This is a genomic window from Streptomyces corallincola (genome assembly GCF_019104725.1).
Lineage (GTDB): Bacteria > Actinomycetota > Actinomycetes > Streptomycetales > Streptomycetaceae > Streptomyces > Streptomyces corallincola.
In genome coordinates this window covers 1-26,821 of the sequence record NZ_JAHRXF010000024.1, presented here as the reverse complement: position 1 = coordinate 26,821, position 26,821 = coordinate 1, and the positions used below count along the sequence as shown (strand labels likewise).

The following is a 26,821-nucleotide window of genomic DNA, read 5'->3' as shown; positions in this document are numbered from 1 at the left end:
CGGGTTGTTTGACGAACCTTGAAATGGTAACGGAGACGGCCGGGGCGACCGCTTCCCGTTCTGAGGGGTGGGAAGCGGACGCCCCGGCCGCCGTCGCGTTCCTCCGGGGCTCGACCGGTTCTACGGCGCTACGGGCGCCAGTTCGCCAGTACGCCCGCGTACAGCTCCGTGTCCGTCAGCTCGCTCGGGGCCGGGCCCGCGTGGAAGAAGGACGCGTTCTCCGCCTTGAGCCTGCGGAGGTAGTCGAACGCCTTGGTGTCGTGCTCGCCGAACGCGACGAAGGAGAAGAAGACGTCCGGGTGGGTCTTCGCCGCGTCCGTCAGGGCCTGGGTCGCGGGGATCTTCGCGTCCGGGGCGCCGTCGGTCTGGAAGACCACCAGGGCACGGGTGCCGGGGGCGTGCTCGGCGTCGTAGTGCTTCAGGACCGCCTCCACCGCCGTGTGGTAGCTCGTACGGCCCATGCGGCCCAGGGTCGCGTGGGTGTCCGTGATCCGCGTGCCGTGGTCCTTGGCGAGGGTGAGGTCCGTGGTGCCGTCGATCTCCGTGGAGAAGAAGACGACGTGGACCTCCGGGTCGCGGTCCAGGTGGGCGGCCAGGGCGAGGGTCCGGTCGGCGAGGATCTGGGTGGAGGCGTCCTTGTAGTACGGGCGCATGCTGGCCGAGCGGTCCAGTACGAGGTAGAGCTTCGCCCGGGTGCCGGTGAGGGACTTCTTCCTGAGGGTGGCGGTGGCCGCCTTGTAGGCGGGGGCGAGGGCGGGGGCGCGGTTTTTCAGGGTGGTGAGGGGCGTTGCGGGGGCGAGGGGCCGCGGTGCGGTCGCCGCTTCCGGCTCGGGGGTCCTCTCCTCTGCCCGGGCTTCGCCCTCCGGGGCCTGCGGGGCCTGCGGGGCGACGGCGACCGTGGGCTCGGTGGCCGGGGTCGAGGGCAGAGTCGGCTCGGGCTGCCGGTCGGCGGTCTGCTCCGGCTCGGTGAGCGCCTCGGGCGCGGCCACCGCCGCCTGCTCCGGTTCCGGGGTCGGCTCGGGCTGCGGGGTCGGCTCCGGTTCCGCCGTTGCCTCGGGCTCCGGGGTCCGCTCCGGTTCCGCCACCGGCTCGACGGCCGCCTCGGGTTCCGGCTCGGCAACCGCCTCCGGCTCGGGTACGACTACCGCCGTGGGCTCCCGCTCCGGCTCGACGGCCACCTCGGGCTCCGGCTCGGCAACCCTCTCCGCGACCGGCTCGGCCACGGCCACCGGCTCGGGCTCGGCCACGACTACCGGCTCGGGCTCGGCCACGGCCACCCGCTCGGGCTCCGCCGCAGGCGGCTGCTTCGGGATGGTGATGTTGTCGAAGGCCGCCGAGACGAGTTCGTGCTCGCGTTCGTCGTCGGTCGGGGTGGTGGCGGAGACGGGGTGGTGGGGGGTGGGGTCCGCACCCTCTGTCTCCGCTGTTCGCCCCTTGCGGGAGCGGCCGAACGTGTTCCGCAGGAGAGAGAGGATGCCCATGTGCGCAACCCTTCGCGTGAGTTGGTGGCGTCAATCCCTGGCCAGGACGGACACGTAAGGTTAGCGGCCCTGGACGAGGGGCCGGTCCGCCGGGCCGGTGATGGCGCGGGCGGCGGCGACCTCCTGGCGTACCGGTTCCAGGACGCTGTCCGGCGGGCCGGTGAGGTGGGTGCGGACGGGCGCCGGGGTGTCCGTCCGCCGTACGGAATCGGCCAGTTCACGCAGTTGCAGGGAGACCTGGCGGATCTCGGCGGGGTCCGGGGGCGGAGCCCCGTCCCGGACGTGGACGCGCGCGGCGGTCGTCGCGTCCACGATCCGTTCGACCGCGACGACCAGCGGCCACCACGCGGCGGCCCGCCGCCCGACCGTCGTCGGCTCGGTCAGCGCCCGCTGGAACTCGGCGCGGACGGTGGACAGATCGCGGTACAGACGGCGCCGCATCCGCGCGCGGGCCGCCGGGTCGGTGCCGGGCCGGAACGCCGAGTCCACGTACGCCGCCGTGTCCGACACCGCGCCCGCCAGCCGGTCCCCGACCCGGGTGCGCCAGCTCTCCGGCCAGAGCAGATAGCCGACGATCAGGACGACCACGCAGCCGATCAGCGAGTCCACCAGCCGGGGCACCAGCAGGCTGAAGCCCTGGTGGTTCAGGATGTCGGAGAGCACCAGGATGATCGGTGTGATGACGGCCGTCTGGTAGGCGTAGCCGCGCGGTGTCAGCACCGGGATCAGCAGGGCCAGCGCGAACACCACCAGCACCGTCCACCAGCCGGGCGGCACCGCCGCCAGCACCGCCGCCGAGATCACCACCCCCGCGACCGTGCCCAGCGCCCGCAGCAGCGCCCGCGAGAACACCGAGCCGAAGTCGGGCTTCAGGACGAACGTCACGGTCAGCGCGACCCAGTACGAACGCGGCAGGGGGACCACCGACACCAGCGCCTGCGCGATGCCGATGCTCAGCGCGAGCCGGAGCCCGTACCGCCACGAGTGCGCCGACAGCACCGCCCCCCGCACCGCGCGCGCCGTCCGCGGCCCCGGCGGCACCGGGCTGCCCAGCAGCCGGTCCTCCACCCCGCTCGGGTCCGCGTCCGGCGCCGCGACCACCTCCGCCGCGTACCGCAGCGCGCGGTCCACCGCCCGTTCGGTCTCCGTGGCGGGCGGCGGCAGCACCGGCAGGACCGGCGGCGGGCCGGACGGCCCGCCGGCCGCGAACGCGTCCGCGAGCCGCCGCAGCGTCTCCGCCGCCTCCGGGGGCAGCGGGCGGCCCGCGAGATGGACGGCGGGCGCCGCCTCCAGGATCGGGGTGAGCGCGTTCAACCGGGCGAGCAGCCGGGTCAGTTCGTTGCTGCGGCCGTGGTGGCGGGCCCGGTGGGTGAGGACGGCGTCGTACGCGTGGTTCAGGGCCTCGGTGACGTCGAGGCGCGCGGTCTCGTAGCGGGCGGCGTCCCCGCAGGCGGCGAGCAGGGCGGCGGCGGTGCGGTAGGCCGCCGCGACCGACGACCGCTCGGGCACCCCGGCGCGCAGCGGCCACGCGAGCAGCGCGAGCGCGAGGACGAGCAGCCCGCCGCCGGTGATCAGCGCCGGGGCCGCCCACCAGGGGCCGGGCAGCGGCAGCCCGGCGGCGATGATCGTGTTCAGCAGCAGGAGCAGCGCCGAGACCGACGAGACCGCGCCGACCGTCGAGATCATCCCGGACACCAGCGCCACACCCGTGATCACCGCGACCGCCGTCCACCCCTGGTCCCGTACCAGGGAGCCGATCACGATCCCGATCGCGCCGACGAACTGCGGTACGGCGATGGTGATCACGCGCAGCCGGTACGCGTCGGCCGTGTCGCACAGCACGCCGTACACCGCGCCGATGGAGGCGAGCGCTCCGTACCCGGGCATGCCGAGCGCGAATCCGGCCGCCAGCGGCACCGACATGGCCACCGCCGAGCGCATCATCGCGGGTCGGCTCGAACGCGCCCGGCCGGGCCGCAGATTACGGGCCAGCCAGTCGGGAGGCATGAGGCCGAGGGAACGCCCGCGGGACATGCGCCCATTATGACCGGGTTCGGGGGCGGGAGGCCGGGCGGGGTGCCGGGGGCGTACCGGCGCGGGCGTTACTCCGTTCGGGTTCTGCCGCCCGCCCCCGTGTACGGCTCCGGCCCGGCCGCCGTCCCGCCGGTGCCGGGAACGCGCCCCGGCTGCCCCGCCGCCCCCGTCCCGCCGTACGTCCCCGTTCCGCTGCGCGTGGCCCCGTACGCCGCCGGGAGCAGCGGGGTGCCTCGGCGGCGGCGGGTCAGCCAGGTGGCGAGGGCGACGGTGGCGCCGAGGGTGAGGAGGAGCCAGGCGGCGGTGCGGAGCGTGGCGGTGAGGGCGTCGTAGACGGCGCCCGCCGCCGGGTGGGGGATGTCGGCGGGCAGGCCGGAGAGGGTGAGGTCGCGGCCGACGGCGAGGGCGAGGGCGAGCAGGGCACCGCCGAGGGCCGTGCCCAGGGCGGTCGCGGTGACCGCGCGGCGGCGCCGTACGGCGAGGGCGATCCCGGCGACGGCGAACGCGACGGCGGACACCGGCAGCCAGAAACCGGCGACTTCGAGGACGTGGTAGCCGCGCCGCAGGTGGGACACCTCGCCCGCCGGGAGCAGGGTCACGGCCCGGTGCTCGACCGGGATGCGGGCGGCGAGCGGGACGTGGTCGCGGGTGAGCTGCTGCTTGACCTCGGCGGCCACCGGCGCGAAGTCGATGGTCACCGCGCCCGCTTCGGTCGCGTCCCCGGCGCCGTCGCCGCCCCGCAGCGCGCGCAGCACCGCGTCGTGGGTGACCCGGTTGCCGGTGTCCCAGGCCAGCCGGAACGCCTGTGTCTCGGTGAACGAACGCACCGCGTCGTGCACGAACGGGTCCACCGAGGCGCGCACCGGGCGTACGTCCGTGCGCCGGTCCACCTGGCGCAGGATGCCGTCCCCGACCGTGTCCGCGACGGCCTCCCGCACGGCCGGGTCGGCGGCCAGCGGCGCCATCGTGGTGACGTAGCGGCCCGTGTCGGTCAGGCCGTACGCCGCCCAGGCGGCCAGCGCGCCGAACGGCACGAGCAGGCAGGCCAGGACGATCAGTACGGCCGACAGGGCGCTCCTCAGGCGGGGGGACACCCCTCCAGGCAAGGCGGGCCGGGCCGGGGACGCGAGCCGGACTGCTGCGTCCGGGTGAACCGGGACGCTCCGCGCACCTCGCGCCCCCACGCACCCCGCGCCCCGCCCGTCCCCCATGCCCCGCCCGTCCGGCGGCTCACCGCACCCGGTGTCCCACCGCGTCCTCGTGCGTGTAGAACCGGTAGAAGAAGACGATGAACGTACCGGCCGCGAAGACCAGCCCCAGCCCGGAGCAGCGCAGGACCGACACCCCGCTCTGGGCGTAGAGGAACCCCATCGACATGCCCACGAAGGCGGCCCACAGCGCCGCGTGCTGTTCGCGCCTCAGGCGCGGGCCGATCCGCATGACCGCGATCAGCACGAACGCGAACACCACGCCGGTGACGATCCCGAAGAACACGTTCCAGCCGGTGATCGGGCCGCCGTAGCGGCGGTTGGCGGCGGCCCAGTAGCCGTAGATCACGCCGAGCACGACGGGTACGGCGATGCGGGCGAGCGCGTGCGTGCGGTCGTCGAGGACGGTGGGCAGCGGGCCCCTGGGCAGGGCCGGGCGGGCGGCGCCGGGACGGACCTGCCCGGCGGACGGGGTCGTACCGGTGGGCCGGGCGCCACCGGCGGAGGGTGCCGCATGAGCCATGAGCGCGCTCCTCTCTCTGCTCCCCCCGGTCTCCGGGGCAGGGTTCTCCCCGGTCTCCAGGGCACACCGGGGGAGGCCGCCCGGCAACTCGGCCGGACGGGTGACGGTGCCCGGATGCGGCCGTCCCGGTCCCGTGTTTCGCTGGGGGGCGCTCCGCGTCTCGCCCTCAGGGTGCGGCCCGAGGGCCCCGAGCCACCGGGAGGGCCGCCCGCCATGACGCACACGGAGCACCGGCCCCGGCGGCGGCAACTGCTGCGGGTGCGGGGGCGGAGCATCGCGTGGCTGGTCCCCCTGCTGCTGCTCGCCGGGATCGTCGCCGCCGACTACCACACCACCGAACAGTTCCGGATCGTGTCCTGGATCGTCCTGGTGCCCGGCATCGCCGCCGCCGTGTGCGGAGTGGCGACGACGGCCGGGTTCGCGGTGCTGTCGCTGGTGACGTTCGTGGCCGAGGACCACGCGTGGCCGCACCAGTACCAGGTGGGAAGCGCCGACTTCGTGCTGGTCGCGCTGGGCGGCGCGCTGGCCGTGTGCGCCTCGGTGGTGCGGGTGAACCGGGAGCGCGAGAGCCTGCGCATGCGGGACATCGCCGAGACCACCCGGCGCACCGTGCTGCGCCCGCTGCCGCCCGGCTGGGCCGGTCTCGAACACGCGGGCGTGTACCTCGCCGCCGACTCCGAGGCCCGTGTCGGCGGCGACTTCTACGACATCCAGCCGGGCCCGCACGGCACCCGCGTCCTCGTCGGGGACGTGCAGGGCAAGGGGCTCGGGGCGGTGGCGACGGCCGCCGCGCTGCTCGGCACCTTCCGCGAGGCCGGGTACCACGAGGCCGACCTGCGGGTCGTCGCGGAGCGGCTGGAGATCCGGATGGCCCGGCACCGGCGGCACACCGAGGCGCTCGGCCGCCCCGGTGACACGGAGGCCGACCGGTTCGCCACCGCCGTGCTCATCGGGTTCCCGCAGGACGGCTCGGGGACCGTCGAGCTGATCGACTTCGGCCACGAACCGCCGCTCGCGGTCGGCCCGCAGGGGGTACGGGTGCTCTCCGGGGAGGTCGGGCTGCCGCTCGGACTGGAGGAGCTCGCGCCGGGCCGCCCGCAGCCGCGCCGGGTGCCGCTGGCCGCCGGGGAGACGCTGCTCCTGGTCACCGACGGGGTCACCGAGGCCCGCGACCGCGCCGGGCGCTTCTACGACCTGGACGCCTCCGTCACCCGCGCCCTCGCCGCCGACCCCGCGACCGCCCGCCCCGCCCTCCTGGTCCTCCGCGTCCGCGACAGCGTGCTGCGCCACTGCGGGGGACACCTGGGCGACGACCTGACGGTGTTCGCGGTGCGGCGGTTGACGGGAGACTCCGGTGACCCGGCGGCACCCGGAGACGCCGGTCCTCCCGGCTGACGCACCGGAGGACTGCGGGACCGCGCGACGCAACCCCCGCACCGGAGGACCGCGCGACGGAGCCCCCGCGCCGGAGGACGAAGAGCCCGTAGGGGGGCGATCCCGGTGCGCACGCCCTGTCGGCCGTCCCCGCCGGTTACGGTGCTGGCAGGAAAGGCGGGGGTGCTTCGGCGGCCACGCGGACGACAGGGGACAGGGGAGGCACGATGCCCGGAACCGTGCTGCTGCTCGCGGCGGCGCCGCTGGGCCGGGGGCGGCTGGTGGACGCGGCCGGGGTGCTGCCCGTGCTGGCGGCCGTCGCGCCCGCCGTGCTCTCCGGCACCGGCACCGCGAACATCGTGGAACTCGCCGACCCGCTGGAGCCGCAGGCCGTCCTGACCCGGCTGCGCGCGGCGGCGGCCACCCCCGGCCCGCTCACCGTGTACGTCACCGGCCAGCTCCACCTGGACCGCCGCCAGCGCCTCCCGCACCTCGCGCTGGCCCGCACCACCCCGGCCACCGTCCGCTACACCGCGCTGCCCTGGCACTGGATCAGGGAGGAACTCCGGCTGCGCTCCGCCACGGACACCGCCCTCCTGGTGGACCTGCACGCCGACACCGAGACCTGGCACCACCTCGCCGGACGCCCCCTCGACACGGGCCGTACGGCGGCGGTGTACGGCAGGATCACCCCGGCACACGGCCGCCGCACCGGCGCCCCGGCCGAGCCGTCGTACATGCGCGCCGTCGCCACCCTGCTCCGCAGCGGCCACCGACCGCCCCTGCCCGACCTGCACGAACAGGCGCTGGCCCGCGTCGAGGGCGCGGGCGGCGACCTCCTGCTCTCCGGTACGGGCGGCGGCCCCGGCCGTACCCGCACCGGCGCACCCCCTGCGGCGGCCGTGCGCCGGGCACCGGCGGAGCCGCACCCGACGCCGTCGGTGCCGGGCCCGTCCGCGGCCCCGCTCCCGGTGCCGGGCCCCGCCGTATCCGTCCCCGTGTCCCCGGTGCTCCCGCCCATGCCCACGGTGCCGCCGCCCGGCTCCGGTGTCCGGGACCCGCACGAGGTGATCAGCGCCGCCGTGCGGCACGGCCGGTACGCCGAGGCGGACGCCCTGGCGGCGGGGCATGAGCGGCAGGCGGCGCACGCCCGTGGCGCGGCCTCCGACGAGGCGCTGCACTGGGCGGAGGTCCGGGCCGACCTGGCGATGTTCGCCGGTGACGCGGTGGGCAGTTGCCGCGCCTGGCTGCGGGTGGCCGGGACCCGTCTGGCGGCCGGGCAGCCCCCGGCCTCCCCCGCCGTCGAGGCGGCGGCCGACCGCGCCCACCACCAGTGGTCCCGCGTCCACGACCCGGCCCTGACCCGCGAACTCGGCTCCGAGTTGGCCGAGTTGCGCCGCTGGGTCCCCGGCAGCCGACAGGGCGCCTTGGCGGACATCCACCGCGCCCTGAGCCAGCTCACCGCGCCCTGATGGTCATGGGGCCCGCGCCGGAAACGGCGGTGCCCACCGGCACGGGGGTGCGGACACCGGGGGCGCCGGTGGCGGGGGGCGGGGGCGTGGCGGTCGGAGCGGGGGGCCGGGGTGTGGCGGCCGTACCCGTAGGGGTGCCCCCCCACCCGTTCACCCGTCCGGGGCGGTGGGTGAGCGCCGTACGGGTCTCAGCGGTTGGTGTGGGACGCCGTGGGCGGGACCGGGCGGGAGTCCTCGGCGTGCACCGGGCCCGTGTTGGCCGCCGCGACCAGTGCCAGCACGGTCAGTACGGCCGCCGCGAGACCCCGGACGGCGGGGGTGCCGGGGACGGCGGTGCGCGCGCGGGACTGGGGCCGTGCGGTGTGGTGTCCGTAGGGTGCGGATGTACGTCCGTTCACGGCGACCTCGCAGGCAACAGCGGCGTGTTAAGCATGTTTAATACGCCGTTTAACCTAGGGGTTGTATGACGTGAACGGCAAGAGGGCACAAGGGAGTTGGGGAGCGGCGGCATGCGGGAACGGGACGAGCCCGAGGTCATCGGGCGGCGCGTGCAGCAACTGCGCGCCGAACGCGGACTCACACAGCGGCAGTTGGCGGAGCCCGCCTACACCCCCGCGTACATCTCCACCGTGGAGGCGGGCCGGGTGCGCGCCTCCGACGAGGCGCTCGCGCACATCGCGGACCGGCTCGGCGTCGCCTTCGAGGAGCTGGCCGTCGGCCGCCCCGCCCGTCTCGCCACCGATCTGCGGCTGCGGCTCACCGAGGCACAGCGCGCCCTCGCGGACGGCAAGGCGGAGGAAGCGGCCGTGAGTTACGCGGAACTGCTCGCGGAGGCCGAGATTCACGGTCTCGCCGCCGAACAGGCCACCGCGCTGCTCGGTCTCGGTGAATGCGCCCTGGAGACAGGGGAGTTGACCGAGGCGCGGGAGCGGTTCGAGAAGGTCGAGGAACGCCTCGCCGGGGAGTCCCTGCCCGCCCGCGTCCCGGCCGTCCGGGGCCGCGCGGTCGCCCACTACCTCGCGGGTGAACTCCGTTACTCCGTATACCTGTTGGAATCCACCATCGACGAGCTGAACCGGAGTGGCCTGCACGACCCGGACGCGCTGCTGCTGCTCTACGCCAGCGCCATCGGCCCGTACATGGACATGGGCGCGCACGCGCGGGCCGCGCAGGCGGCCGAGTTCGCCCTCGCGCTGGCCCCCAGCGCCGCCGACCCCGCGACCATCGCCCGGATGCACCGCTCCGTCGCCCGCACCCTGCTCGCGGAGGGCCGGGTCGCGGAGGCGGACGCCTCACTGGCCAAGGCGGCGGAGCTGTACCGCCAGCTCCAGTTGCGCACCGAACTCGCCAACTGCCACTGGATGCGCGGCTACGTCTGCGCCCAGGACGGTGAACTCGCGCGCGCCGAGAACGAGTTGCGTCTCGCGCTCAGCATGCTCGCGGAGACCCGTGCCGCCCTCTACCGCAGCCAGGCGGCCGTGGAGCTGGCGGACGTACTGCACCGCCGCGCCAAGTCCGCCGAGGCCGCCGCCCTGCTCACCGAGGTGCTGGGCGGGCTGTCCTCCGAGCGGGGCGCCGTGCACGCCGCCGCCGCGCACCGGCTGCTCGGCATCATCGCGGAGGACGCCCGCGACACCGAGGCGGCCGAGGAGCACTACGTCCGCGCCCTCAGCCTGCTCGAACGCGCGGGCGCGGCGGGCGACCTGGCCGACCTGTGCCGTCTGCTGGGCGACCTGCTGCGCCGTACCGGCCGCGTCGAAGCGGCCTTGGACGCCTATCGCACGGGCCTCGGCCACCGCACCGCACCGGGCACGACCACCCTGGGCCCGGCACCGGCCCAGCCCCCGCTGTAAGGGGGGAGCGGGGCAAGGGGTGGGGCGGGGGTTTCCCCCACGGTCACACCTGGGCCCGCCCCTGACGCCGTACGTCCGCCAGCCGCAGGGCGCCGATCTGGACGGCGGCCTGCGTCGCGTCGTTGGGTACGTCACCGAGCCCCGCGTTGGTGAGCGCGAACGCGTCCTCGCCGACCCGGACGGCGGCGACGTCCATCGTCAGCACGACCGGCTCCCCGGCCTCGGTCATCGTGGCGAAGGTGAGGCGCAGACCCTGCCGGGTGTCCCCGACCTCGGGCAGCGGGGCTTCGCCGACCTGCACGTCCTCCATGTACCCGGTCTCCGTGGTCGCGGTGAAGCGGGCGCACCGGGCGGGCATCGTCCGCAGCCACTCCAGGGCGCCGTCCACGTCGGCGGGGCGGCGGGCGCCGATCTGGTAGCGGAGCTGGGCGTCGGTGTCGGCGTCGTCCAGACCGACGGCCACCCGCGCGGGACCCCCGAGGAGTTCGTCCGCGTACACCGCGTCCAGCAGCCGCTGGCACTCGGCGGTGTCCGTCCTCGCCTTCAACAACCCGTCCCGCCAGGTCGCCGCACCACGCGTCGCCGTCCAGGGCGCGCCGAGGTCGGACTCCGTGACCAGAGCGGCCCGCGCCTGCGCGTCGGTGAGGGTGGCCGCGTCCCCACGCGCCGGTTTCTTCCCGGTCGGGGACGGCGAGTCGATGGTCGGCAACGGCACCGGCGCGGTCGGCGGATGCTCCAGCCCGAGCGCCACACACCCGCTCACGCTCAGGAGCGCGGCACCGAGAGCGGCGAGGCGCAGCGCGGGACGGGGGAGGGGGCGGGGGCGGGGGCGCGGGGCGTGCGCGCCGGTGCGTCCAGCGGCGTGCGCGCGGGTGCGTATCGGAGCGTTCATCGGGGTGCCTCCAGGACGGGGCCGGCGCGGATACCTCCCCCCACGCCACCACCGGCCCCCCGCCCCCACCAGCGCACCGGTCCGACCGGGTGAGCGGTCCCGGCCGGGGGCGGAGCCGTACGGGTGAGCGCTGCCCACGCGGGCCGGGGAGGCTTCACGGACGAGTCGCCGGATCGGCCGCCGTCGCACCGCCCACGCGGGCCGGTGCGCCCCGCGGCCCGCCCGCCTCTATGGTCGCCGTACGACGGAAGGAGCCCCCGTGCCCGAGCCCACACCCGCCCCCACCCCCGACGCCGCCCGGCCCGTCCCCGTGATCATCGACTGCGACACCGGAGTGGACGACGCGCTCGCGCTGCTGTTCGCCGTGCGGCATCCGGGGCTCGACCTGCGGGCGGTGACCTGCGTGGCCGGGAACACCGACGTGGACGGGGTGGTCCGGAACACGCTGACCGTGCTGGAGCGGGCCGGGGCCGGGGACGTGCCGGTGGCGCGGGGTGCCGAGCGCCCGCTGATCGAACCGGCCCGCGCCGCCCATCATGTGCACGGTGCGGACGGCATGGGCGACCTGGGGCTGCCCGCGCCGACCCGCGCGCCGGACGCCGCCGACGCGGTCACCGTGCTGCGCCGCGAGATCCTCGCCTCGCCCCGCCCGGTCACCCTGATCCCGACCGCACCCCTCACCAACATCGCCCTGCTGCTGCGCACCCACCCCGAGGTGACCCGCAACATCGAGCGGATCGTGTTCATGGGCGGCGCGGTCACCACCGGAAACGCCACCGCGGTGGCCGAGTTCAACGTGTGGCACGACCCGGAGGCCGCCGCGATCCTGCTCACGGCGGGCGTCCCGATCACCATGTACGGCCTCGACGTCTTCACCCGTGTCGTCGTCCCCGCCCCCGGGGTCCACCGCCTCCGCGAGAGCGCCGACCCGGCCGCGAGGCTCGCCGGTGCCCTGCTCTCCCACCGCCCCGCCACCCCCGGCGAGGCCCCCGACGCCGAGGAGGCCGGTGGCCTGGGGGACGCGGGCGCCGTCTGCGCGGTGGCCGACCCCGCCGGGCTCACCACCCGCCTCCTCCCCGTGGAGGTCACCCTCGCCCCCGGCCCCTCCCGGGGCCAGACCGTCGTGGACCTCCGCCCCCGCCCCGGCGAGGCCGAGATCCACGGCGGCACCCGACGGCGCACCCTGGTGGACGTGGCGTTGGACGTGGACGTACGGCGGTACGTGGACCTGTATCTGCGGACGGTGGACCGCTCCGGGTGACCGACGCGGCGGCCCGCGGACGCTCAGTCCCGCACCGCGGGCTCCGCCGCGGGCGGGCGGGCGGACACGCACCCGCCGCCGCCCGAAGGTTCCTTTTCCGGGTGATGTGGACAGGTTTTCCGGGAGTCCCGCCGCGACCGACGATCGGAGCCCGTATGACCCGCCCCGCTGCCGACCTCTCCTCCCGCAACCCCGACTGGTGGCGCCAGGCCGTCATCTACCAGGTGTATCCCCGGAGTTTCGCGGACGCCGACGGGGACGGACTGGGGGATCTGCGCGGCATCACCGCACGGCTGGGACACCTGGCGACCCTCGGGGTGGACGCGCTGTGGCTGAGCCCGTTCTACCCGTCGGAACTGGCCGACGGCGGGTACGACGTGGCCGACCACCGGGACGTCGATCCGCGCCTCGGCACGCTGGAGGACTTCGACGCGATGGTGGCGGAGGCGCACCGGCTGGGGCTGAAGGTCGTCGTGGACCTCGTGCCCAACCACACCTCGCACCAGCACGCCTGGTTCCAGGAGGCGCTGGCGGCCGGGCCGGGATCGGCCGCGCGGGAGCGGTACGTCTTCCGGCCAGGCAAGGGCGCCCACGGTGAACTCCCGCCCACCGACTGGCAGTCGGTGTTCGGAGGCAGCGCCTGGCAGCGCGTCGCGGACGGCGAGTGGTATCTGCATCTCTTCGCCTCCCAGCAGCCCGACCTGAACTGGGACAGCGAGGAGGTCCGGGAGGACTTCCGGACCACGCTGCGCTTCTGGTCCGACCGGGGCGTGGACGGCTTCCGCGTCGATGTCGCCCACGGGCTGGCCAAGGACCTCACCGACCCGCTGCGCGACCTCGGCAACCTCGGCGCGACCGGCGAGGACGCCCTGCTCAGTGTGGCGCCCGGCAGCCATCCGTACTGGGACCGGGACGCGGTGCACGAGATCTACCGGGACTGGCGGCGCGTCTTCGACACCTACTCCCCGCCCCGCACCGCCGTCGCGGAGGCCTGGGTGCCGGACGCCCGCCGCGCCCTGTACGCCCGCCCCGACGAGCTGGGGCAGGCGTTCGACTTCGGTTATCTGGTGACCCGTTGGGACGCGGCCGAGCTGCGCCGCGTCATCACCGGCTCGCTCGCCACCGCCCACGCGGCCGGTGCGTCCGCCACCTGGGTGCTGTCCAACCACGACGTGGTCCGGCACGCCTCCCGCCTGGTGCTGCCGCCGGGCACCGACGAGAACGCCTGGCTGCTGAGCGGCGGGCGGGCACCCGCCATCGACCGGGACGCCGGGCTGCGCCGGGCCAGGGCCGCGACCCTGCTGATGCTGGCGCTGCCCGGCTCCGCCTACCTCTACCAGGGCGAGGAACTGGGCCTGCCCGAGGTCGCGGACCTGCCCACCGAGGTCCTCCAGGACCCGATCTGGGAGCAGACCGGCCATGTCCGCAAGGGCCGCGACGGCTGCCGGGTGCCGCTACCCTGGACACCCGGCGGCCCCTCGTACGGCTTCGGGTCGGGCGGTGCCTGGCTGCCGCAGCCGGAGTCCTTCGCGGCGTACGCCGTCGAGGCGCAGAGCGGGGTCGAGGGCTCGACGCTGGAGCTGTACCGCACCGCGCTCCGGCTGCGCCGCAAGCTGCTGGAGGGCGAGACCCTCACCTGGACGCCCCAAGTGCTGGACGGCGTACTGGACTTCACCCGCACTCCCGGCTGGCGCTGCGTCGCCAACTGCTCCGGCGCACCGGTGCCGTTGCCGCCCGGCGAGGTGCTGCTGGCCAGCTCGCCGCTGCCGGGGACGGAGGTGCTGCCGCCGGACACCGTGGTGTGGGTGGCGTAGCGGGCGGTTCCTCGGGAGGGTGAGCGCGGTCCGGCCGGTCGGCCGACCGGACCGCGCGCCGGTGGGTACGGGGTGCGGGGCGTGAGGTGCGGGGGTGCGGGGCGGGCGGTGCGGGCGGTGCGGGGTGCCGGGGGTCAGCCGACGGTCGGGGTCGTGCCGGGGTTCGGGGTCGTGCCGGGGTTCGGCGTCGTGTTCGGGTCCGGGGGCGCCTCCCCGGCACCCCCGCCGTTCCCGTTTCCGCCGCCGTTCCCGTTCCCGCCGCCGTTGCCGGTCCCGCCGTCCCCGCCCACCAGCGCGCCCAGGTTCAGCGGGGTCGAGGTGGCGTTCGGGGGCGGGGTGAGGACGATCTCGGGCTGTCCGGCGGGCGGGGGCGGCGGGGTGAGGTCGGTGTCGGGCAGCTTGGGCGGGGTGGTCTGCTGGAACAGGGTCTGGTCGAAGTCCACCAGACCCGTCTTCTCCATCACCGTGATGTGGTCGAGCACCGTGTCGTTGGCCTGGTCGGCCAGCGCCCGCACCAGCGAGTTCTTGGTGGTGGAGCGGACCTTGGCGATCGTGTTGAAGATCGAACCGTGGGTCATCCGGAGGATGTTGGCGAAGTCGATGTCGAACTGCTTGCCACTGTCGCTCTTCAACTGGTTGACGAAGCCCTCCTGTTGGGGGCTGGCGATGTTGGGCAGCGTGATGTTCAGCATCGGCGCGATCTTGCGGCAGCTCGCGTCCAGCGCCGAGTGCCCGTCGATCAGGTGGCGGCTCGCCGTGAGCACCGCCTTGCCGGTGCCCTTCTGGAGTCCGATCTGCCCGACCGGGTACTCCCAGAGCCCGGCCGCCCGGACCTTCACCACGAAGTCCCGGTCGCCCTCGGTCAGCGGCCCCCACTGGGTCTGGGCGATGATCCGCGACGGCGAGCTGGACACCGTGTTCAGGCCGAGCATGCTCGGATAGGCGAGCGCGCCGAGCGTGAGGGCCATCGCGCCGCCCACGAAGAGCGTTCCCGTCGCGTTCCGCGAAAAGCGCACCGTGCCTCCTGGTCGTGGTCCCGTCCGCGCGGACGGTTCGATCGCCGTGCAGTACGGACGCGGACGCCGTTCGTCTCGAAGGGAACGGGTAAAAAGTCTCCCCGGCGCCGACTAGACGCCCAACACCACTGCGATGACCGGCTGTTGGGATTCATGGCGAACGGTTGAGGAAAGGTTGACCGGAGCGCGGGAGAGGGCCGGGCCGGGCGCCGCCTACATTCGCGGCATGCAGCCGCAGCCCCCCACGAAGGCGCCCGCAGCACAGCTCCCCCTCCCCACGGCGCCCGCAGCCCAGCCGCTCCGCGCGAACCCGGCCGCGGCCCGGCCGCCCGCCGCCCTCCCGGTCCTGCCCTACCGCAAGCCCACGAAGGGCCGCGACTACTGGGTCCTGGACGACGTCCTGCCCGACGTGGACGCCGTCCGCGCACGCTGCCTCGCCAAGGACGACTGGGCCGAGGGCTACCCGTACACCAGCCAGACCTGGCCCGGACTGCGCGCCACGCCCGGCCTGGAGCCCGCCGAACTCGCCCGCGTGGAGAGGCTGGTGCGGCAGGCGACCCGTGCGAAGGAGCTGTGGGTGCGGAGCGCGCCCGGCGGCGGCACCCTCAACCACAACTGCGTCCAGGTCGTCGGCGCCGGGGAGAGCGAGCCCCGCCCGCACACCGACTCCCGCGCGCTGTGCCGGTACGCGGCCGTGCTCTACCTCAACCCCACCGCCCCCAAGGACTGCGGCACCGCCTTCTACCGGCAGTCCCTGCCCGGCGGACGGCTCGGCGGCAACGTCGTCCAGGCCCCGCACACCAGCCTCGTCGATGCCCTCGGCACCCGCTTCGTCGCCCCGGACGCCTTCGAGGAGGACGTCCGCGTCCCGCATGCGTACAACCGCCTGCTCCTCTACAACGCCAACCTCGTGCACAGCGCGACCGGTTACTGCGGTACGACGCTGGAGGAGAAGCGGATGACGGCCGTCTTCTTCTGGATGGCCTGACCCGCGCCCGACCCCCGCCCGCCGCGTCCGGGTGTGCGGCGGGCCGCACGTGGGCACTGGTGGTGCCGTGCGCCGTGAGGCGACAGGACGCGCCCGTGCGCGCCCACCGCCGCGCACCCACCGCGAGGGGAAGGACGCGCCCATGAGCAGCAGCAACGACACCGGTGACGGCGGCGGGAGCATCGTCGTCGTGGGAGCCGGACCGGGCCTCGGCGCGGCCGTCGCCCGCCGCTTCGGCCGTGAGGGGTACGGCGTCGGCCTGGTCGCCCGCGACCGCGCCCGGCTGGACGCCCTCGTCGCCGACCTGGCCGCCGACGGCGTCCCCGCGCGCGGCTACACCGCCGACGTGCGCGACGCCGAGCAACTGACCGACGCGCTCGGCGCCGCCGCCGCCGACCTCGGCCCGGTCGAGATCCTCCAGTACAGCCCCGCCCCACACCGCGACTTCATGCGCCCGGTGCTGGAGACCGGCCCGCGCGACCTGCTCGGCCCGATCGAGTTCTCGGTGTACGGCGCGGTCGCGGCCGTGCGCGAGGTGCTGCCCGGCATGCGGGAGCGGGGGCGCGGCACGCTGCTGTTCGTCAACGGCGGGACCGCCGCCGTACCCCACCCGGAGCGGGCCGGGACCTCGGTCGCGTTCGCCGCCGAGAGCGCGTACGCCCATCTGCTGCACGAACGCCTCGCCCCCGAGGGCATCCACGTCTCCCAGCTGATCATTCCGGGCGCCATCGTCCCCGGCCACGTCCGCAAGGACCCCGCGATCCTCGCCGAGACCCTGTGGGGCCTGCACTGCGACCGCACGGGGTTCCGGCACTACGCGGACGACCTGGACAGCTGAGCGGCGGGGGGCCGCAGTGCGGGGCCGCCGTACCGGCTCGCCCTGCGGGGGCGTACGGACTCCCTGCCGAGGGCGCACCGGGGCGTACCTGGCTGCCGTGCGGCCCCCACCAGCCCCGTTTCCGGTCCCCTCGGGACGGAGATCGCTTCGCCCTGCGTGATGACCATTTGTGAGCCAATATGTTCACGTTGGCCGCATTTGCTCTCTATCAAGGGGGCCGCAATGGCTGTCGAAATCTCTCCGATCGTCAAACCCTCCCGGCTCAGGGCCCGTGCCGGACTCCTGGGCGAGTGTGTTGCGGAGTTCCTCGGAACGTTCATCATCATCGCGTTCGGCTGCGGTGTGGTCGCGATGGCGGTCGCCGCGCTGCCGGGATCGGGCCGGGCCGCGACGCCCACGACGATTTTCCTGGCGGCCGGGGACTGGCTGCTGATCGCCTTCGGCTGGTGCTTCGCCGTCGTCTTCGGCGTCTACGTCGCCGGTGGCGTCAGTGGCGCCCATCTGAACCCGGCGGTCACCCTGGCGATGGCCGTGCGCCGCGGCTTCTCCTGGGCCAAGGTGATCCCGTACGTGTTCGCGCAGGTCGTGGGCGCCTTCGTGGGCGCGGCGCTGGTCTATCTCGTCTACCACAACGCGATCGACGCCTACGACGCGGTGGCGACCGGACCGAAGGTGAACGGGCACACCAACGCCACGTTCTCGATCTTCGCCACCTTCCCGGCGCCGTTCTTCCACGGCGGCATCTGGGGCCCGCTGATCGACCAGATCGTCGGCACCGGCTTCCTGGTCATGTTCGTGGCCGCCATCATCGACCTGCGCAACCAGGCGGTGAAGGCCAACCTCGGCCCGCTGATGGTGGGCTTCGCGGTCGCCGCGATCGGCATGTCCTTCGGCGCGAACGCGGGTTACGCCATCAACCCGGCCCGCGACTTCGGCCCCCGCCTGTTCACCTGGCTGGCCGGCTGGGACAGCCTGGCCTTCCCCGGCACAGTGGCCGGGGCCTACAGCAACTACTGGTGGGTGCCCATCGTCGGACCCCTGGTGGGCGGCGTGATCGGCATCCTGATCTACGACCTCTTCATCGGCGACGTCCTGGTGGCGCGCGCCCGTGAGAAGGAGGCCCCGGAACCGGGCCGTACCCGCCCGGTCCAGACCCTGGACCAGGGCGACGAGTAACGCCCCCTCTCCACAGGCGAGTTGTACCGCCCGGCGCGGCCCCCGGAACTCCCGCGAGTCCCGGAGGCCGCACCGGCGTGCCCGGCGGCGGACCGGCCCGCCGCTCCCGCATAACCTGCGGGTATGCCTGATCGACACGAGCCCGTCCGTCTGCGCCCCGTCGCCGAGTCCGACCTGCCCGCGCTGGAGCGGCTGTACGGCGATCCGGCGGAAGCCGGTGAGCTGGGGTTCTTCGGGTTCCGTAATCCGGGGCAGCTCAGGAAGCTCTGGCACGACCCCGGTTTCCTCACCGAGCACGGTGGACGGCTGGCCGTCGCGGCGGCCGGTGACGACCGCCTCGTCGGGGAGGTCCAGTGGCGCGAGACGCTGCGCGGCCCGGCCTCCCCGTGCTGGAACATCGGCATCGCCCTGCTCACCGCGGAACGCGGCAAGGGCTACGGCAGCCGCGCCCAACTCCTCCTCACCCGCTACCTGTTCGCCCACACCAAGGTCAACCGTGTCGAGGCAAGCACCGAGTCGGTGAACGTCCCCGAGCAACGCGCCCTGGAGAAGGCCGGGTTCACCCGCGAGGGCGTACTGCGCGGCGCGTGCTTCCGGTCCGGTGCGTGGCGGGACATGGTGATGTACGCCGTCCTGCGGGAAGAGGTAGAAATCTAGCGGGAGTTGGCACGCCTGTCGGCTCAACCCTCCCGCCCCCCCGCCTCCCGGCTCACGCCTGTCGGGGATCGGGCTTGAGCACGGCGAACACGGCGCCCGCCGGGTCGGTGAGCAGGGCGACCCGGCCCGCCTCCGGGACGTCGGCGGCGGGCATCAGCACCGTGCCGCCGGCCGCCCGTACCGCCGTGACGACCGTGTCCGCGTCGGCCACCGCGAAGTACGGCACCCAGCGGGACATGCCCTGCTCGCCCTGGAGCGGAGCGGCGCCCCCGAAGGTGCCGTCCTCCTGGTCGCCCTCCGCGATGCTCAGCACCCGGTACGTCAGGCCGGGCGCGGGCAGATCGGCGTACCGCCAGCCGAACAGCCCCTGGTAGAAGCGGATCGCCGCCTCGGGGTCGGCGCTGTGCAGCTCGGCCCAGACCAGCGCGTTGCCCGCGGAGGTCACCTCCAGCCCGCCCCCGCCCTCCAGCACCGCGAACCGGGCCCCCTCCGGGTCGCTGACCTGCGCCATCGTGCCCGCACCGAGGCTCACCGGCCCGTACCGCACCTCGCCGCCGCCCGCCCGCACCGCGCGCACGGCCGCCTCGGCGTCGGCGCAGCGGAAGTACGTGGTCCAGGCCGACGCCGCCCCCTCCTCCGTCAGCGGCCCGATCCCGGCGACGACCCGCCCGCCGAGCCGGAACAGCCCGTAACCCCCGGCCTCCGCCCCCAGCGACTCGTACCGCCACCCGAAAACGGCCCCGTAGAAGCCCACCGCCGCCTCCTGGTCGGGGCTGCCGAGATCGAGCCAGACGGGTGAGCCGACACGGAAGTCGGTGCCGAGCATGGGGGCCTCCTGGGGTGGTGGTCGCGGTCCGGTACGGCAACTGTGCACCGTCCGCGCCCGCCCGCACCCGAGGCACGCCACCGGTGCTGTAGCACCCCGTACGGCTGCCCGAGGTCTTTTGCTGCTCCGTCCGGGTGGCCGGGTCCGCGGGACGTGACCCGGGCGGCCCGCACCGGCGCATGAATCCGTCGAGCCGGACGAGGGAGACCCCTTCGCGCGGCCGACCGACACATGACCGGTGCCGTACCGCCGTGGGCACCGCAGGAGAAGGGACCCGGATGACCCGGACGCGGCTGTTGCGCCGTCTCGTCATGAGCGCGCTCGCCTCGACGCTGCTGCTGCTCGGCATCACCCCGGCGCCCGCGCGGGCGGCCACGCCGGTGCACACGCACGGTGGCGGCCGGGACTGCCCGGTCACGCACCGCGCGGCGAGCACGACGACCGCCCCGCCGACGGGACTTGAGGCGTACTACGGCGACGACTGGCGGCTCGGCCCGAGCACGCTGCCGTCCTCCGGGCCGGTCGCGCGGATGCTGCGGGGCTACAGCCCGCAGGACGGCACCTCGCGCTACTGGTTCCTCGGCTGCTACTGGCAGACCGACCAGCAGAACAAGTCCGGCTGGTGGTACCCGGACAACAACGGCTTCGTGCTGCGCGACGGCCGCCCCGTCCAGTCCGACAAGACCCTCCAAGTCGGCACGCTGGTGGACCTGTTCGGCAGCGGACGCGGCAACTTCCTGGCCCCGGCGGGCACTCCGTACGCCCAGCGCGCCATCCCGCCCACCAACCTGGACGCGTACAACACCACGTCCCCCGCGTACAACTACCACCTGTACCGCGTCACCAAGTCCTTCACCGTCCAGGCCGGCCCCATCCGCCCCTGGTTCGGCCAGCCCGGCCTCGGCCAGCAGTACCTGACCACCCCGGCCGTCCCCGCCCTCGTCTCGGCGGGCAACCTGGAGGAAATCCCGTCCTCGGCGGCGGGGTCGTAGGACGGGGCGAAGGTCCGGCTTGACCCTCGACCAGGTCGAGGGTGGACGCTCCGGGTGTGGAGAACGAGATGCGCGGAATCGGGGAGATGGCCCGTGACTGCGGGCTGAGCGCGAGTGCGCTGCGGTTCTACGACCGGGCCGGGGTGCTGGTCCCGGCGTGGGTGGACCCGGCCACCGGGTACCGCTGGTACGGCGCCGAACAGCTGGGCGAGGCACGGCTGTTGGCGCGGCTGCGGCGGGCGGGGACACCGCTGGCGGACATCCGGCTGCTGCTGGCCGCGTGGCCGGGGCCGGACACCGGGCTGGTGCGCAGGCTGCTGGACGCGCATCTGCGGCGCCTCGAAGCGGGGCTGTCCCTCGCGCGCGACGAGTTCTCCGCGATCCGAGCCCTGCTGGACCAGAGGAGAACCGACATGACCGCACCCGGCACCACCACCCGCACGCATCTCACCCTTCCCGCACCGGAGTTGGCCGACGCGCTGGACGCCGTACGGTTCGCCGTCGGCACCGACCCGGAACTGGCGGCGCTCGCCGGAATCCTCTTCGACATCGACGGCACCTCGGTGCACACGGTCGCCACCGACCGGTACCGCCTCGCGGTGGGCCGGGTCGCCGCCACCGCCGGGACCGGGGGCGCCCGCGCGCGGGTGACCGTCCCCACCCCGCTGGCCGACGCGATGCGGGCGCTGCTGACCGGCGAGGAGCGCGCGGACCTGACGGTCGAGGCGGACCAGGTGACCCTGGCGACCGGCGGGCGGCAGATCACCGGCCGCGCCGCCGCCGACGGCTTCCCCGACCACCACCGCCTGCTCGCCCTCCCGGACGGCACCCGTACGACGGTCGAGGTCCGCGCCTTCGCCGAGTCCCTCCGCTCGGGCCCGACCCGCACCGCCGAGGGCCCCGACGGCGAGCCGTACGACGTCTCCGTCCTCGTCCTCCCCGCCTCCGGCACCCCCACCCCCACCGACGACCCGGCCCCCGCGCCCCCCTACGTCGCCGTCAACCGCACCTACCTCCTCCAGGCCCTCACCGCCACCCCCACCCCTCACCTCACCCTCCACCTCACCACCCCCACCACCCCCCTCGCCCTCCTGCACCCGGAGACGGGTGAGACGGTGTCGATGCTGATGCCGGTACGACTGGACGACTAGCCCCACCGGACCGCCCACCGCGCAGCCGGAGCGCACGGCGGGGTTTGCCGTTCCCTGTCGTCCCCGCGACGATCGACCTCGGCCGGGGCCCGGGCGGTGGGGCGCCGCGGTCGTGGCCGGAGCCCCAGGCAGGCATCCCCGGCCCCCGTGCCCACCGCTGGCGGTGGACCCCTGATGAGAAGGCCGCAGCCCCCACCCGCCCCCGATCCCGGTACGCTGTACCCGCTCCGGCCTGCCGACCGGAGCGAGGTGGGTTGCCCGAGCGGCCTAAGGGAACGGTCTTGAAAACCGTCGTGGCGGCGACGTCACCGTGGGTTCAAATCCCACACCCACCGCAGAGTTCGTAGATGTGCTGGTCAGAGGGCGGGTCCCCGAAACGGGGGCCCGCCCTCTGTGCTCACCCTGTCTCACCCCGCACCCTCGAATCCCGGCGTTGACCAGGGCGTGTGGGCCATAGGCGGGCCAGGATCGGGCCCTACTCCTCGGAGCTGAGACCCAGTTCAACGAGCCGGTTGGCCGCCGCGGCCTTCTACACCGGTGTGGTGTGGCTGAAGCCGAGGGAGACGAGTCCTTCGGACCGGCAGAGCCGGTCGGAGGGACCATCGACCTCGGTCTGGAGGAGTTGGTAGGCGGCGCCATGAGCCTGGCCCCAGTGCATGGCGGCCTGCCACAGGAAGCGGCCCAGGCCCTGGCCTCGGAATTCGGGCAGGACAGCGAAGTACTGGGGCATGAGCTGGGGCCGTGCGAGCGCGTCCGGCCGTACTTCCAGGGGGCCGATCGCGCCCACGATGCGGCCCTCGACGGCTGCGGCAAGGACCGGGCCGCACCGACCGACCCGCATCTGGGTGTGGAGGAAGGCCAGGCCATCGCCCGTCATGGCCTCGGCGAACGGGGCGAAGGTGTCCCGCACGGCGGTCGGCCAGGCGGTGACGGGCCGGACCGGGCCATCGGGGGCGGGGCAGAGGGCGGTGGTGAAGTCCTTCAGCTGGATGCGGGTGCCGCGCTGGTGTGCGGTCTCGGGGCCGAGGGGGCGTACGACCCTGGCGATGACGGCGTCATGCCTGGTGGCGAGCTTGGCGGCCAACTCGGCGGCCTCATCCACGACGGTGTCGCGGAGCCCGTAGGCGAAGACCTTCACAGCGCCGCGTCCACGTCGGCTCAGGGTGGGAACGAGGGTGTGCTCGGGCTGGTGAACCACGTCCTCGCGGAGGATTTTCTCGGCTTTCCCGCCGCCCCACCGCCGGTCCTTGTCGTAAGGCAGGAAGCCCTCGGTGTCGGCCGCCCGTCGGACGTCCTCGAAGACCCCAACGGTCAGGGCCTCGGGGTGGACGGGACCGAGGGTCGGCACGATCGGCGCGGTCAGTTGAGGCCGGAGCCAGTCCCAGCGGAAGAACATGAGCGGCACCCTAGCTGTGGTCCGGGCAGGCCTCAGGCCCCGACGCGAGCGCGCCGGGGCCCGAGCGGAGTTGACCGGATTGTGCAGGTCAGTGGGGGTTGTCGTCACCGGCGTCGCAGGAGCACTCCGCGCTCTCCACGATCACGTCGAGGTCCTGGACGGCGGTGATCGACGCGGTCGTGACAGGCGGGGAGGATGGCCACCGGGCGGGGTCATGAGGCGTCTCACCTCACACCCCCCGAATCCCGGTGTTGACCAGGGCGTGTGGGCCCTACCTTGCCAGCCGTGACGTCGAAGCAGCCGGTGCGAAGCTCGCGGAGGTGTTCGGTGCCGAGGGAGACACGGGCATCATCATCAGGCTCCGCAGTCCGCGCGCTCCTCGGAAGCGAGCCGTACCGTGGCGCACAGTCGGCAGTCGATCTCCGCGCGCACATTCACGAGGTGACCGTCCGGCCCGCTCTCGCCGGCCACTCTACGGAGCCCCGATGACCGCCCAGCCCGCGCACGATCAGTTGGTCACCGATCGCAGCCTTCTTTCCACCAAGGCGTACGGCACGGGTCAGCACCTGGCCGCCCGCCAATCCCTCTACCAATGGCAGACCCCCAGCCACGACCTTCCGGGCATCGTCGTGAACGAACTGGCCGACGTACGCGGTGCGGTCGCCGACGTGGGGTGCGGCAACGGAAAGTTCGTCGCCCGGGTGCGGGACGACCGTCCCGACCTGAACGTGCTGCCTGTGGACGTCTCTCCCGGCATCCTCGGCGTCATCCCCGGAGCGGTCGTCGCGGACATCCAGCAGTTGCCCATCGCGGATGGAGCCGTCGGTGCGGTTCTTGCGCTGCACATGCTGTACCACGTCGAGGATCAGGCCCGGGCCGTAAAGGAGTTGAGCCGTGTACTGCCGCCCGGTGGCATCGCAATCGTCTCCACGAACAGTCAGAACGACAAACGGGAACTGGAGCAACTCTGGCGCCGGGCCGCAGGCGATGTGCTGGGCATCCAGGAGGGCCCGGCCCGAGTGCAGCTCTCTGCTCGCTTCACCCTGGAGGACGCGCCCGCGATCCTCGGTACGGTCTTCAGCGAGATCCGTACGATCCCTCTGCCAGGAGTGATCGAGGTGACCGACGCTGAACCAGTCGTCGCGCACTTGGCCTCCTACGAAGCCTGGGCGGACAAGATGGGCGTCCCGTTCCGGGAGACGATCGAGCGCGCGCGGGAACGGGTCAACGAGACCATCCAGGCAGAAGGTGCCTTCCGGGTCGCCTGCTTGGGCGGCATTCTTGTCTGCCAGGCACCGGATCGGTAGAAAGACACCACCTTCGGGCCCTGTGGACCAGATGCGGACCGCCATCGGCGCGAGGCCAGGGACGGGGACCCAGCAGGTCAGCTCCTGTGAAGGGGCTCCCTGCAGCACTCTTCTGAAAACCGTCGTGGCGGCGATGTCACCGTGGGTTCACATCCCACACCCACCTGCAGCAGGCCAGGCAGAGGGGTGCCCTCATGGGAGGGCACCCCTGGCTGGTTCGCCCGCCTTTCCCGGATCAGCCAGCGCTTGACGTCTCCTTCTGCTCGCTCTCCCAGGTGTGCCGTCCCCCATGCCCGCCGAACAGACAGCAGCCGTCCCCGTCCGGAGCAGGGGCGGATACCGGGCAGTCCGAAAGGGCGGCCAGGGTCGCCTTGGTGCTGCCGGTCCAGTGGAGCCACAGTGCCGTGCCGTATGCGCTGAGGTCGGCCAGGAAGCCGTAGTGCTCGTCGTTCTCGTGCGGCGCCAGTTGGCATTGGACCGCACCGTCGATGTACGGCGCCGACGACCGTTCCCGTGCTTCCCGTGCCAACTCCAGAGGCAGTCGGCGCCAGTTCCCGCACCGCATCAGGACCGTTCCCGTGAGGGCAGGCTCGTGCAGTGGAGGCACGAACAGGGCGGGTAGTTGCCGGAGTTCATCGCGATCACAGGGTTCTCGTCCTCCAGTACCTCCAGGAGCCTGCCCCACGTCCGGCCGGAGTCTCGGGACACCCGGAGCGTCATGCGGACTCGTCGTTCCGTACCCAGCCCCTCCCTCTTCGTGTCGCCACCCGGCACTTCGTCCGTCGTCGTCATGAACCCACTCCTCCGTGATCCCGCCCCTCGTGCGGGGCAACATCCAGCAAAGCGGCAGGAGTCGGCGGTCTCCACGGCGTCGTTGCGGCACTCTTGACGCAGAACCGTGCACGCACACCACAGGGGCCGGAGCCACGGGAAGGGGGGCGTCATGGGACTGGCGGAGCGGCGGAGAACCCTGGGCTACAGTCAAGAGAGACTTGCCCAGTTGGTCGGCGTGGACCGGACCACGGTCGGGCGCTGGGAGTGTGGGCGCATCGCTCCGCAACCGAACCAGCGGCGTGGCCTGGCCGCCGCTCTCGAAGTGGGTCTTCACGAGTTGGACGCCCTGCTGCCGTCGCCACGAGCCGCGAGCCGGGGCGCAGCCGGGCCCGAGGCCAGTGTCCCCCCGAGTGCGGGAGATCCCGACGACATGATCCGACGCGAGTTCCTCCGCATACTGACGGTCAGCGGCGCTCTGACCGCTCTCCCAGCAGAGGAGGCCGATGCGCTGGCCGAGGGCGTGGGGCGAGGGGCGCCCGCGGACTTCGCCCGGATGAACACGCATCTGTGGCAGGTGTACCAACTGGCTCGCGCGAAGGGATCGGTGCGGCCCGTCGTACGCGATCAGTTGATGACCCTGAACGAAGCGCTGAGCAGTGGACGGGGCGACCCGCGCCCCCTGCTGAACGCGGCTGCGGATCTCTTCCAACTGGCCGGTGAGCTGGCCTTCGACGCGGACCGGCACTCCGACGCTGTGGCCTCGTATTCGCTCGCCGCGTCGCTCGGCAAGGAGGCGGGGGCGTACGACCTGTGGGCCTGCGCGCTCGTCCGGCACGCTTACGTGGACATCCCGGAACGGCGCTACCACCAGGCCGCGCAGCTGCTCGGCGCGGCGGAGCGGCTGGCCCGTCGCGGGGACAGCGGGCTCGCCACTCGGCACTGGGTCGCCTCCGTCCAGGCCGAGGCGTACGCCGGTCTCGGGGATCTGGACGCGTGCGAGCGGGCGATGGAGCGGGCGGAGGCCGTGCGGGAGCTCGCCGGGGGCGGTGTCCCTGGCGGTTGGCTCAGGTTCGACGGCTCGCGGGTGGCCGAGGAGCGGGGGTCTCGGTACGTACAGCTCGGTCGGCTCGACCTGGCGGAGAGCACACTCAGGGGTGCCCTGGGGCAGACGGGCCTCGCGTACGGCCAGTCGTACCGGCGGCGTGCTGCCGTCCTGGTGGATCTGGCCGCCATCGGGGCCAGAAGGCGCGACAGTGATCAGGTGGTGGAGTTCGGGAAGCAGGCTGTCGGTCTGTTCCGGTCCTCCGGGTCGGGGTACGTCGCCCGTAGACTCCGGGCTCTGCGTGACGAGTTCGGTTCCTTGAGCGGTGACCACCGCGTGGCGGAACTGGGGGCGGAGATCGCCGCTCTGGGTACGCCGTGACGAGAGAGGTTGGCATGTCCCAGACCGAGGGTGCGCGAGTGTTCCGGGAAGCCTGGATCGACGGGGTGCGCCGGCACTTCCCGGGGGAGCCGAAGGCCGGGTACGTGACGCCGTGGGAGGGCACCCCGGAGTGGGAGCGTGCGGCTGCCGGGGCCGTCTACCAGCAGGTACGGCACTTCGTCGAGGTCAGCGGCGGTGCCGCGGGGCGGCTGTCCCGCGAGCAGAAGGGCCGCTTCGTCGCCGTCTGCTGGACCGCCCAGATGTACCGGCATTTCGAAGACCCCAAGCCCGGCTACGTCGCCGACTGGCCCGAACTGCCCGGCTGGCAGCGGGAGACCGACGCCGACATCTTCGAGGCTGTCGAG

The 26,821-nt window shown here is 73.9% G+C and carries 25 protein-coding genes and 1 tRNA gene; 15 read left to right on the top strand and 11 right to left on the bottom strand.

Features of this window, described 5'->3' with window-relative positions; translation table 11 throughout:
* Window positions 1–128: 128 nt before the first annotated feature.
* The 4 genes from KUM39_RS16825 to KUM39_RS16810 all read right to left on the bottom strand — a co-directional run bounded on the left by KUM39_RS16825 (window position 129) and on the right by KUM39_RS16810 (window position 5,246).
* On the bottom strand, window positions 129–1,481 hold the full coding sequence (locus KUM39_RS16825; RefSeq protein ID WP_217786474.1) for a VWA domain-containing protein: 1,353 nt from the start codon (window positions 1,479–1,481) through the stop codon (window positions 129–131).
* Between the two features lie 60 nt (window positions 1,482–1,541).
* Window positions 1,542–3,515 (bottom strand): FUSC family protein, encoded by a 1,974-nt coding sequence (locus tag KUM39_RS16820; RefSeq protein ID WP_217786473.1) that lies wholly within the window; start codon window positions 3,513–3,515, stop codon window positions 1,542–1,544.
* 68 nt (window positions 3,516–3,583) lie between these two features.
* Window positions 3,584–4,609 (bottom strand): hypothetical protein, encoded by a 1,026-nt coding sequence (locus tag KUM39_RS16815; protein WP_308288156.1) that lies wholly within the window; start codon window positions 4,607–4,609, stop codon window positions 3,584–3,586.
* Window positions 4,610–4,745: 136 nt separating this feature from the next.
* Window positions 4,746–5,246, bottom strand: coding sequence for a hypothetical protein (locus KUM39_RS16810; RefSeq protein ID WP_217786472.1), 501 nt, complete (start codon window positions 5,244–5,246; stop codon window positions 4,746–4,748).
* Window positions 5,247–5,459: 213 nt separating this feature from the next.
* Here KUM39_RS16810 and KUM39_RS16805 point away from each other — a divergent pair, with 213 nt between their 5' ends.
* Together KUM39_RS16805 and KUM39_RS16800 are read left to right on the top strand one after the other, a co-directional pair.
* Window positions 5,460–6,641, top strand: coding sequence for a PP2C family protein-serine/threonine phosphatase (locus tag KUM39_RS16805; protein WP_246620270.1), 1,182 nt, complete (start codon window positions 5,460–5,462; stop codon window positions 6,639–6,641).
* Window positions 6,642–6,847: 206 nt separating this feature from the next.
* On the top strand, window positions 6,848–8,092 hold the full coding sequence (locus KUM39_RS16800; protein ID WP_217786470.1) for a hypothetical protein: 1,245 nt from the start codon (window positions 6,848–6,850) through the stop codon (window positions 8,090–8,092).
* Window positions 8,093–8,280: 188 nt separating this feature from the next.
* Here KUM39_RS16800 and KUM39_RS16795 read toward each other — a convergent pair whose 3' ends face one another.
* The gene (locus KUM39_RS16795; protein WP_217786469.1) at window positions 8,281–8,490 is read right to left on the bottom strand and encodes a hypothetical protein; all 210 of its coding nucleotides are present in this window, start codon (window positions 8,488–8,490) and stop codon (window positions 8,281–8,283) included.
* A gap of 111 nt (window positions 8,491–8,601) precedes the next feature.
* On the opposite strand from KUM39_RS16795, the gene KUM39_RS16790 reads away from it, so the two are divergent.
* The gene (locus KUM39_RS16790; RefSeq protein ID WP_217786468.1) at window positions 8,602–9,945 is read left to right on the top strand and encodes a helix-turn-helix domain-containing protein; all 1,344 of its coding nucleotides are present in this window, start codon (window positions 8,602–8,604) and stop codon (window positions 9,943–9,945) included.
* 43 nt (window positions 9,946–9,988) lie between these two features.
* On the opposite strand, the gene KUM39_RS16785 is transcribed toward KUM39_RS16790, so the two are convergent.
* The gene (locus tag KUM39_RS16785) at window positions 9,989–10,837 is read right to left on the bottom strand and encodes a hypothetical protein (RefSeq protein ID WP_246620269.1); all 849 of its coding nucleotides are present in this window, start codon (window positions 10,835–10,837) and stop codon (window positions 9,989–9,991) included.
* 259 nt (window positions 10,838–11,096) lie between these two features.
* Here KUM39_RS16785 and KUM39_RS16780 point away from each other — a divergent pair, with 259 nt between their 5' ends.
* Window positions 11,097–12,098, top strand: coding sequence for a nucleoside hydrolase (locus tag KUM39_RS16780; RefSeq protein WP_308288155.1), 1,002 nt, complete (start codon window positions 11,097–11,099; stop codon window positions 12,096–12,098).
* A 155-nt stretch (window positions 12,099–12,253) separates the two neighbouring features.
* Window positions 12,254–13,912, top strand: a complete 1,659-nt coding sequence (locus KUM39_RS16775) for a glycoside hydrolase family 13 protein (RefSeq protein WP_217786467.1) — start codon at window positions 12,254–12,256, stop codon at window positions 13,910–13,912.
* A gap of 134 nt (window positions 13,913–14,046) precedes the next feature.
* Here KUM39_RS16775 and KUM39_RS16770 read toward each other — a convergent pair whose 3' ends face one another.
* Complete coding sequence (locus KUM39_RS16770) at window positions 14,047–14,892, bottom strand: DUF4142 domain-containing protein (protein WP_308288160.1); 846 nt, start codon at window positions 14,890–14,892, stop codon at window positions 14,047–14,049.
* A gap of 262 nt (window positions 14,893–15,154) precedes the next feature.
* Between KUM39_RS16770 and KUM39_RS16765 the strand changes: the two genes are divergently transcribed.
* The 4 genes from KUM39_RS16765 to KUM39_RS16750 all read left to right on the top strand — a co-directional run bounded on the left by KUM39_RS16765 (window position 15,155) and on the right by KUM39_RS16750 (window position 18,587).
* Complete coding sequence (locus KUM39_RS16765) at window positions 15,155–15,916, top strand: DUF6445 family protein (protein ID WP_246620268.1); 762 nt, start codon at window positions 15,155–15,157, stop codon at window positions 15,914–15,916.
* 142 nt (window positions 15,917–16,058) lie between these two features.
* Window positions 16,059–16,754, top strand: coding sequence for an SDR family NAD(P)-dependent oxidoreductase (locus tag KUM39_RS16760; protein WP_217786466.1), 696 nt, complete (start codon window positions 16,059–16,061; stop codon window positions 16,752–16,754).
* Between the two features lie 222 nt (window positions 16,755–16,976).
* The gene (locus KUM39_RS16755) at window positions 16,977–17,930 is read left to right on the top strand and encodes an MIP/aquaporin family protein (RefSeq protein WP_217786465.1); all 954 of its coding nucleotides are present in this window, start codon (window positions 16,977–16,979) and stop codon (window positions 17,928–17,930) included.
* A gap of 123 nt (window positions 17,931–18,053) precedes the next feature.
* On the top strand, window positions 18,054–18,587 hold the full coding sequence (locus KUM39_RS16750; RefSeq protein WP_217786464.1) for a GNAT family N-acetyltransferase: 534 nt from the start codon (window positions 18,054–18,056) through the stop codon (window positions 18,585–18,587).
* A 52-nt stretch (window positions 18,588–18,639) separates the two neighbouring features.
* On the opposite strand, the gene KUM39_RS16745 is transcribed toward KUM39_RS16750, so the two are convergent.
* The gene (locus KUM39_RS16745; RefSeq protein ID WP_217786463.1) at window positions 18,640–19,413 is read right to left on the bottom strand and encodes a VOC family protein; all 774 of its coding nucleotides are present in this window, start codon (window positions 19,411–19,413) and stop codon (window positions 18,640–18,642) included.
* A 278-nt stretch (window positions 19,414–19,691) separates the two neighbouring features.
* Between KUM39_RS16745 and KUM39_RS16740 the strand changes: the two genes are divergently transcribed.
* From KUM39_RS16740 to KUM39_RS16730, 3 genes are all read left to right on the top strand, one after another.
* On the top strand, window positions 19,692–20,405 hold the full coding sequence (locus tag KUM39_RS16740; protein WP_217786462.1) for a TNT domain-containing protein: 714 nt from the start codon (window positions 19,692–19,694) through the stop codon (window positions 20,403–20,405).
* Window positions 20,406–20,473: 68 nt separating this feature from the next.
* Window positions 20,474–21,556, top strand: coding sequence for a DNA polymerase III subunit beta family protein (locus KUM39_RS16735; protein ID WP_217786461.1), 1,083 nt, complete (start codon window positions 20,474–20,476; stop codon window positions 21,554–21,556).
* A 248-nt stretch (window positions 21,557–21,804) separates the two neighbouring features.
* Window positions 21,805–21,891 (top strand) — tRNA-Ser (locus KUM39_RS16730).
* A 194-nt stretch (window positions 21,892–22,085) separates the two neighbouring features.
* Here KUM39_RS16730 and KUM39_RS16725 read toward each other — a convergent pair.
* A complete protein-coding gene (locus KUM39_RS16725; protein WP_217786460.1) occupies window positions 22,086–22,952 on the bottom strand; it encodes a GNAT family N-acetyltransferase in 867 nt (288 codons plus the stop codon).
* Window positions 22,953–23,437: 485 nt separating this feature from the next.
* Here KUM39_RS16725 and KUM39_RS16720 point away from each other — a divergent pair, with 485 nt between their 5' ends.
* Window positions 23,438–24,259: a class I SAM-dependent methyltransferase gene (locus KUM39_RS16720; protein ID WP_217786459.1), complete on the top strand. Its 822-nt coding sequence runs from the start codon at window positions 23,438–23,440 to the stop codon at window positions 24,257–24,259.
* 235 nt (window positions 24,260–24,494) lie between these two features.
* On the opposite strand, the gene KUM39_RS16715 is transcribed toward KUM39_RS16720, so the two are convergent.
* Together KUM39_RS16715 and KUM39_RS16710 are read right to left on the bottom strand one after the other, a co-directional pair.
* A complete protein-coding gene (locus tag KUM39_RS16715; RefSeq protein WP_308288154.1) occupies window positions 24,495–24,788 on the bottom strand; it encodes a hypothetical protein in 294 nt (97 codons plus the stop codon).
* Window positions 24,789–24,823: 35 nt separating this feature from the next.
* Window positions 24,824–25,051, bottom strand: a complete 228-nt coding sequence (locus tag KUM39_RS16710; RefSeq protein WP_217786532.1) for an exo-alpha-sialidase — start codon at window positions 25,049–25,051, stop codon at window positions 24,824–24,826.
* Between the two features lie 151 nt (window positions 25,052–25,202).
* Here KUM39_RS16710 and KUM39_RS16705 point away from each other — a divergent pair, with 151 nt between their 5' ends.
* Entirely contained in the window at window positions 25,203–26,456 is a 1,254-nt protein-coding gene (locus KUM39_RS16705; RefSeq protein WP_217786457.1) for a helix-turn-helix domain-containing protein, read from the top strand.
* 14 nt (window positions 26,457–26,470) lie between these two features.
* Window positions 26,471–26,821: hypothetical protein (locus KUM39_RS16700; protein WP_217786456.1), on the top strand; the 351-nt coding region annotated here is incomplete at its 3' end.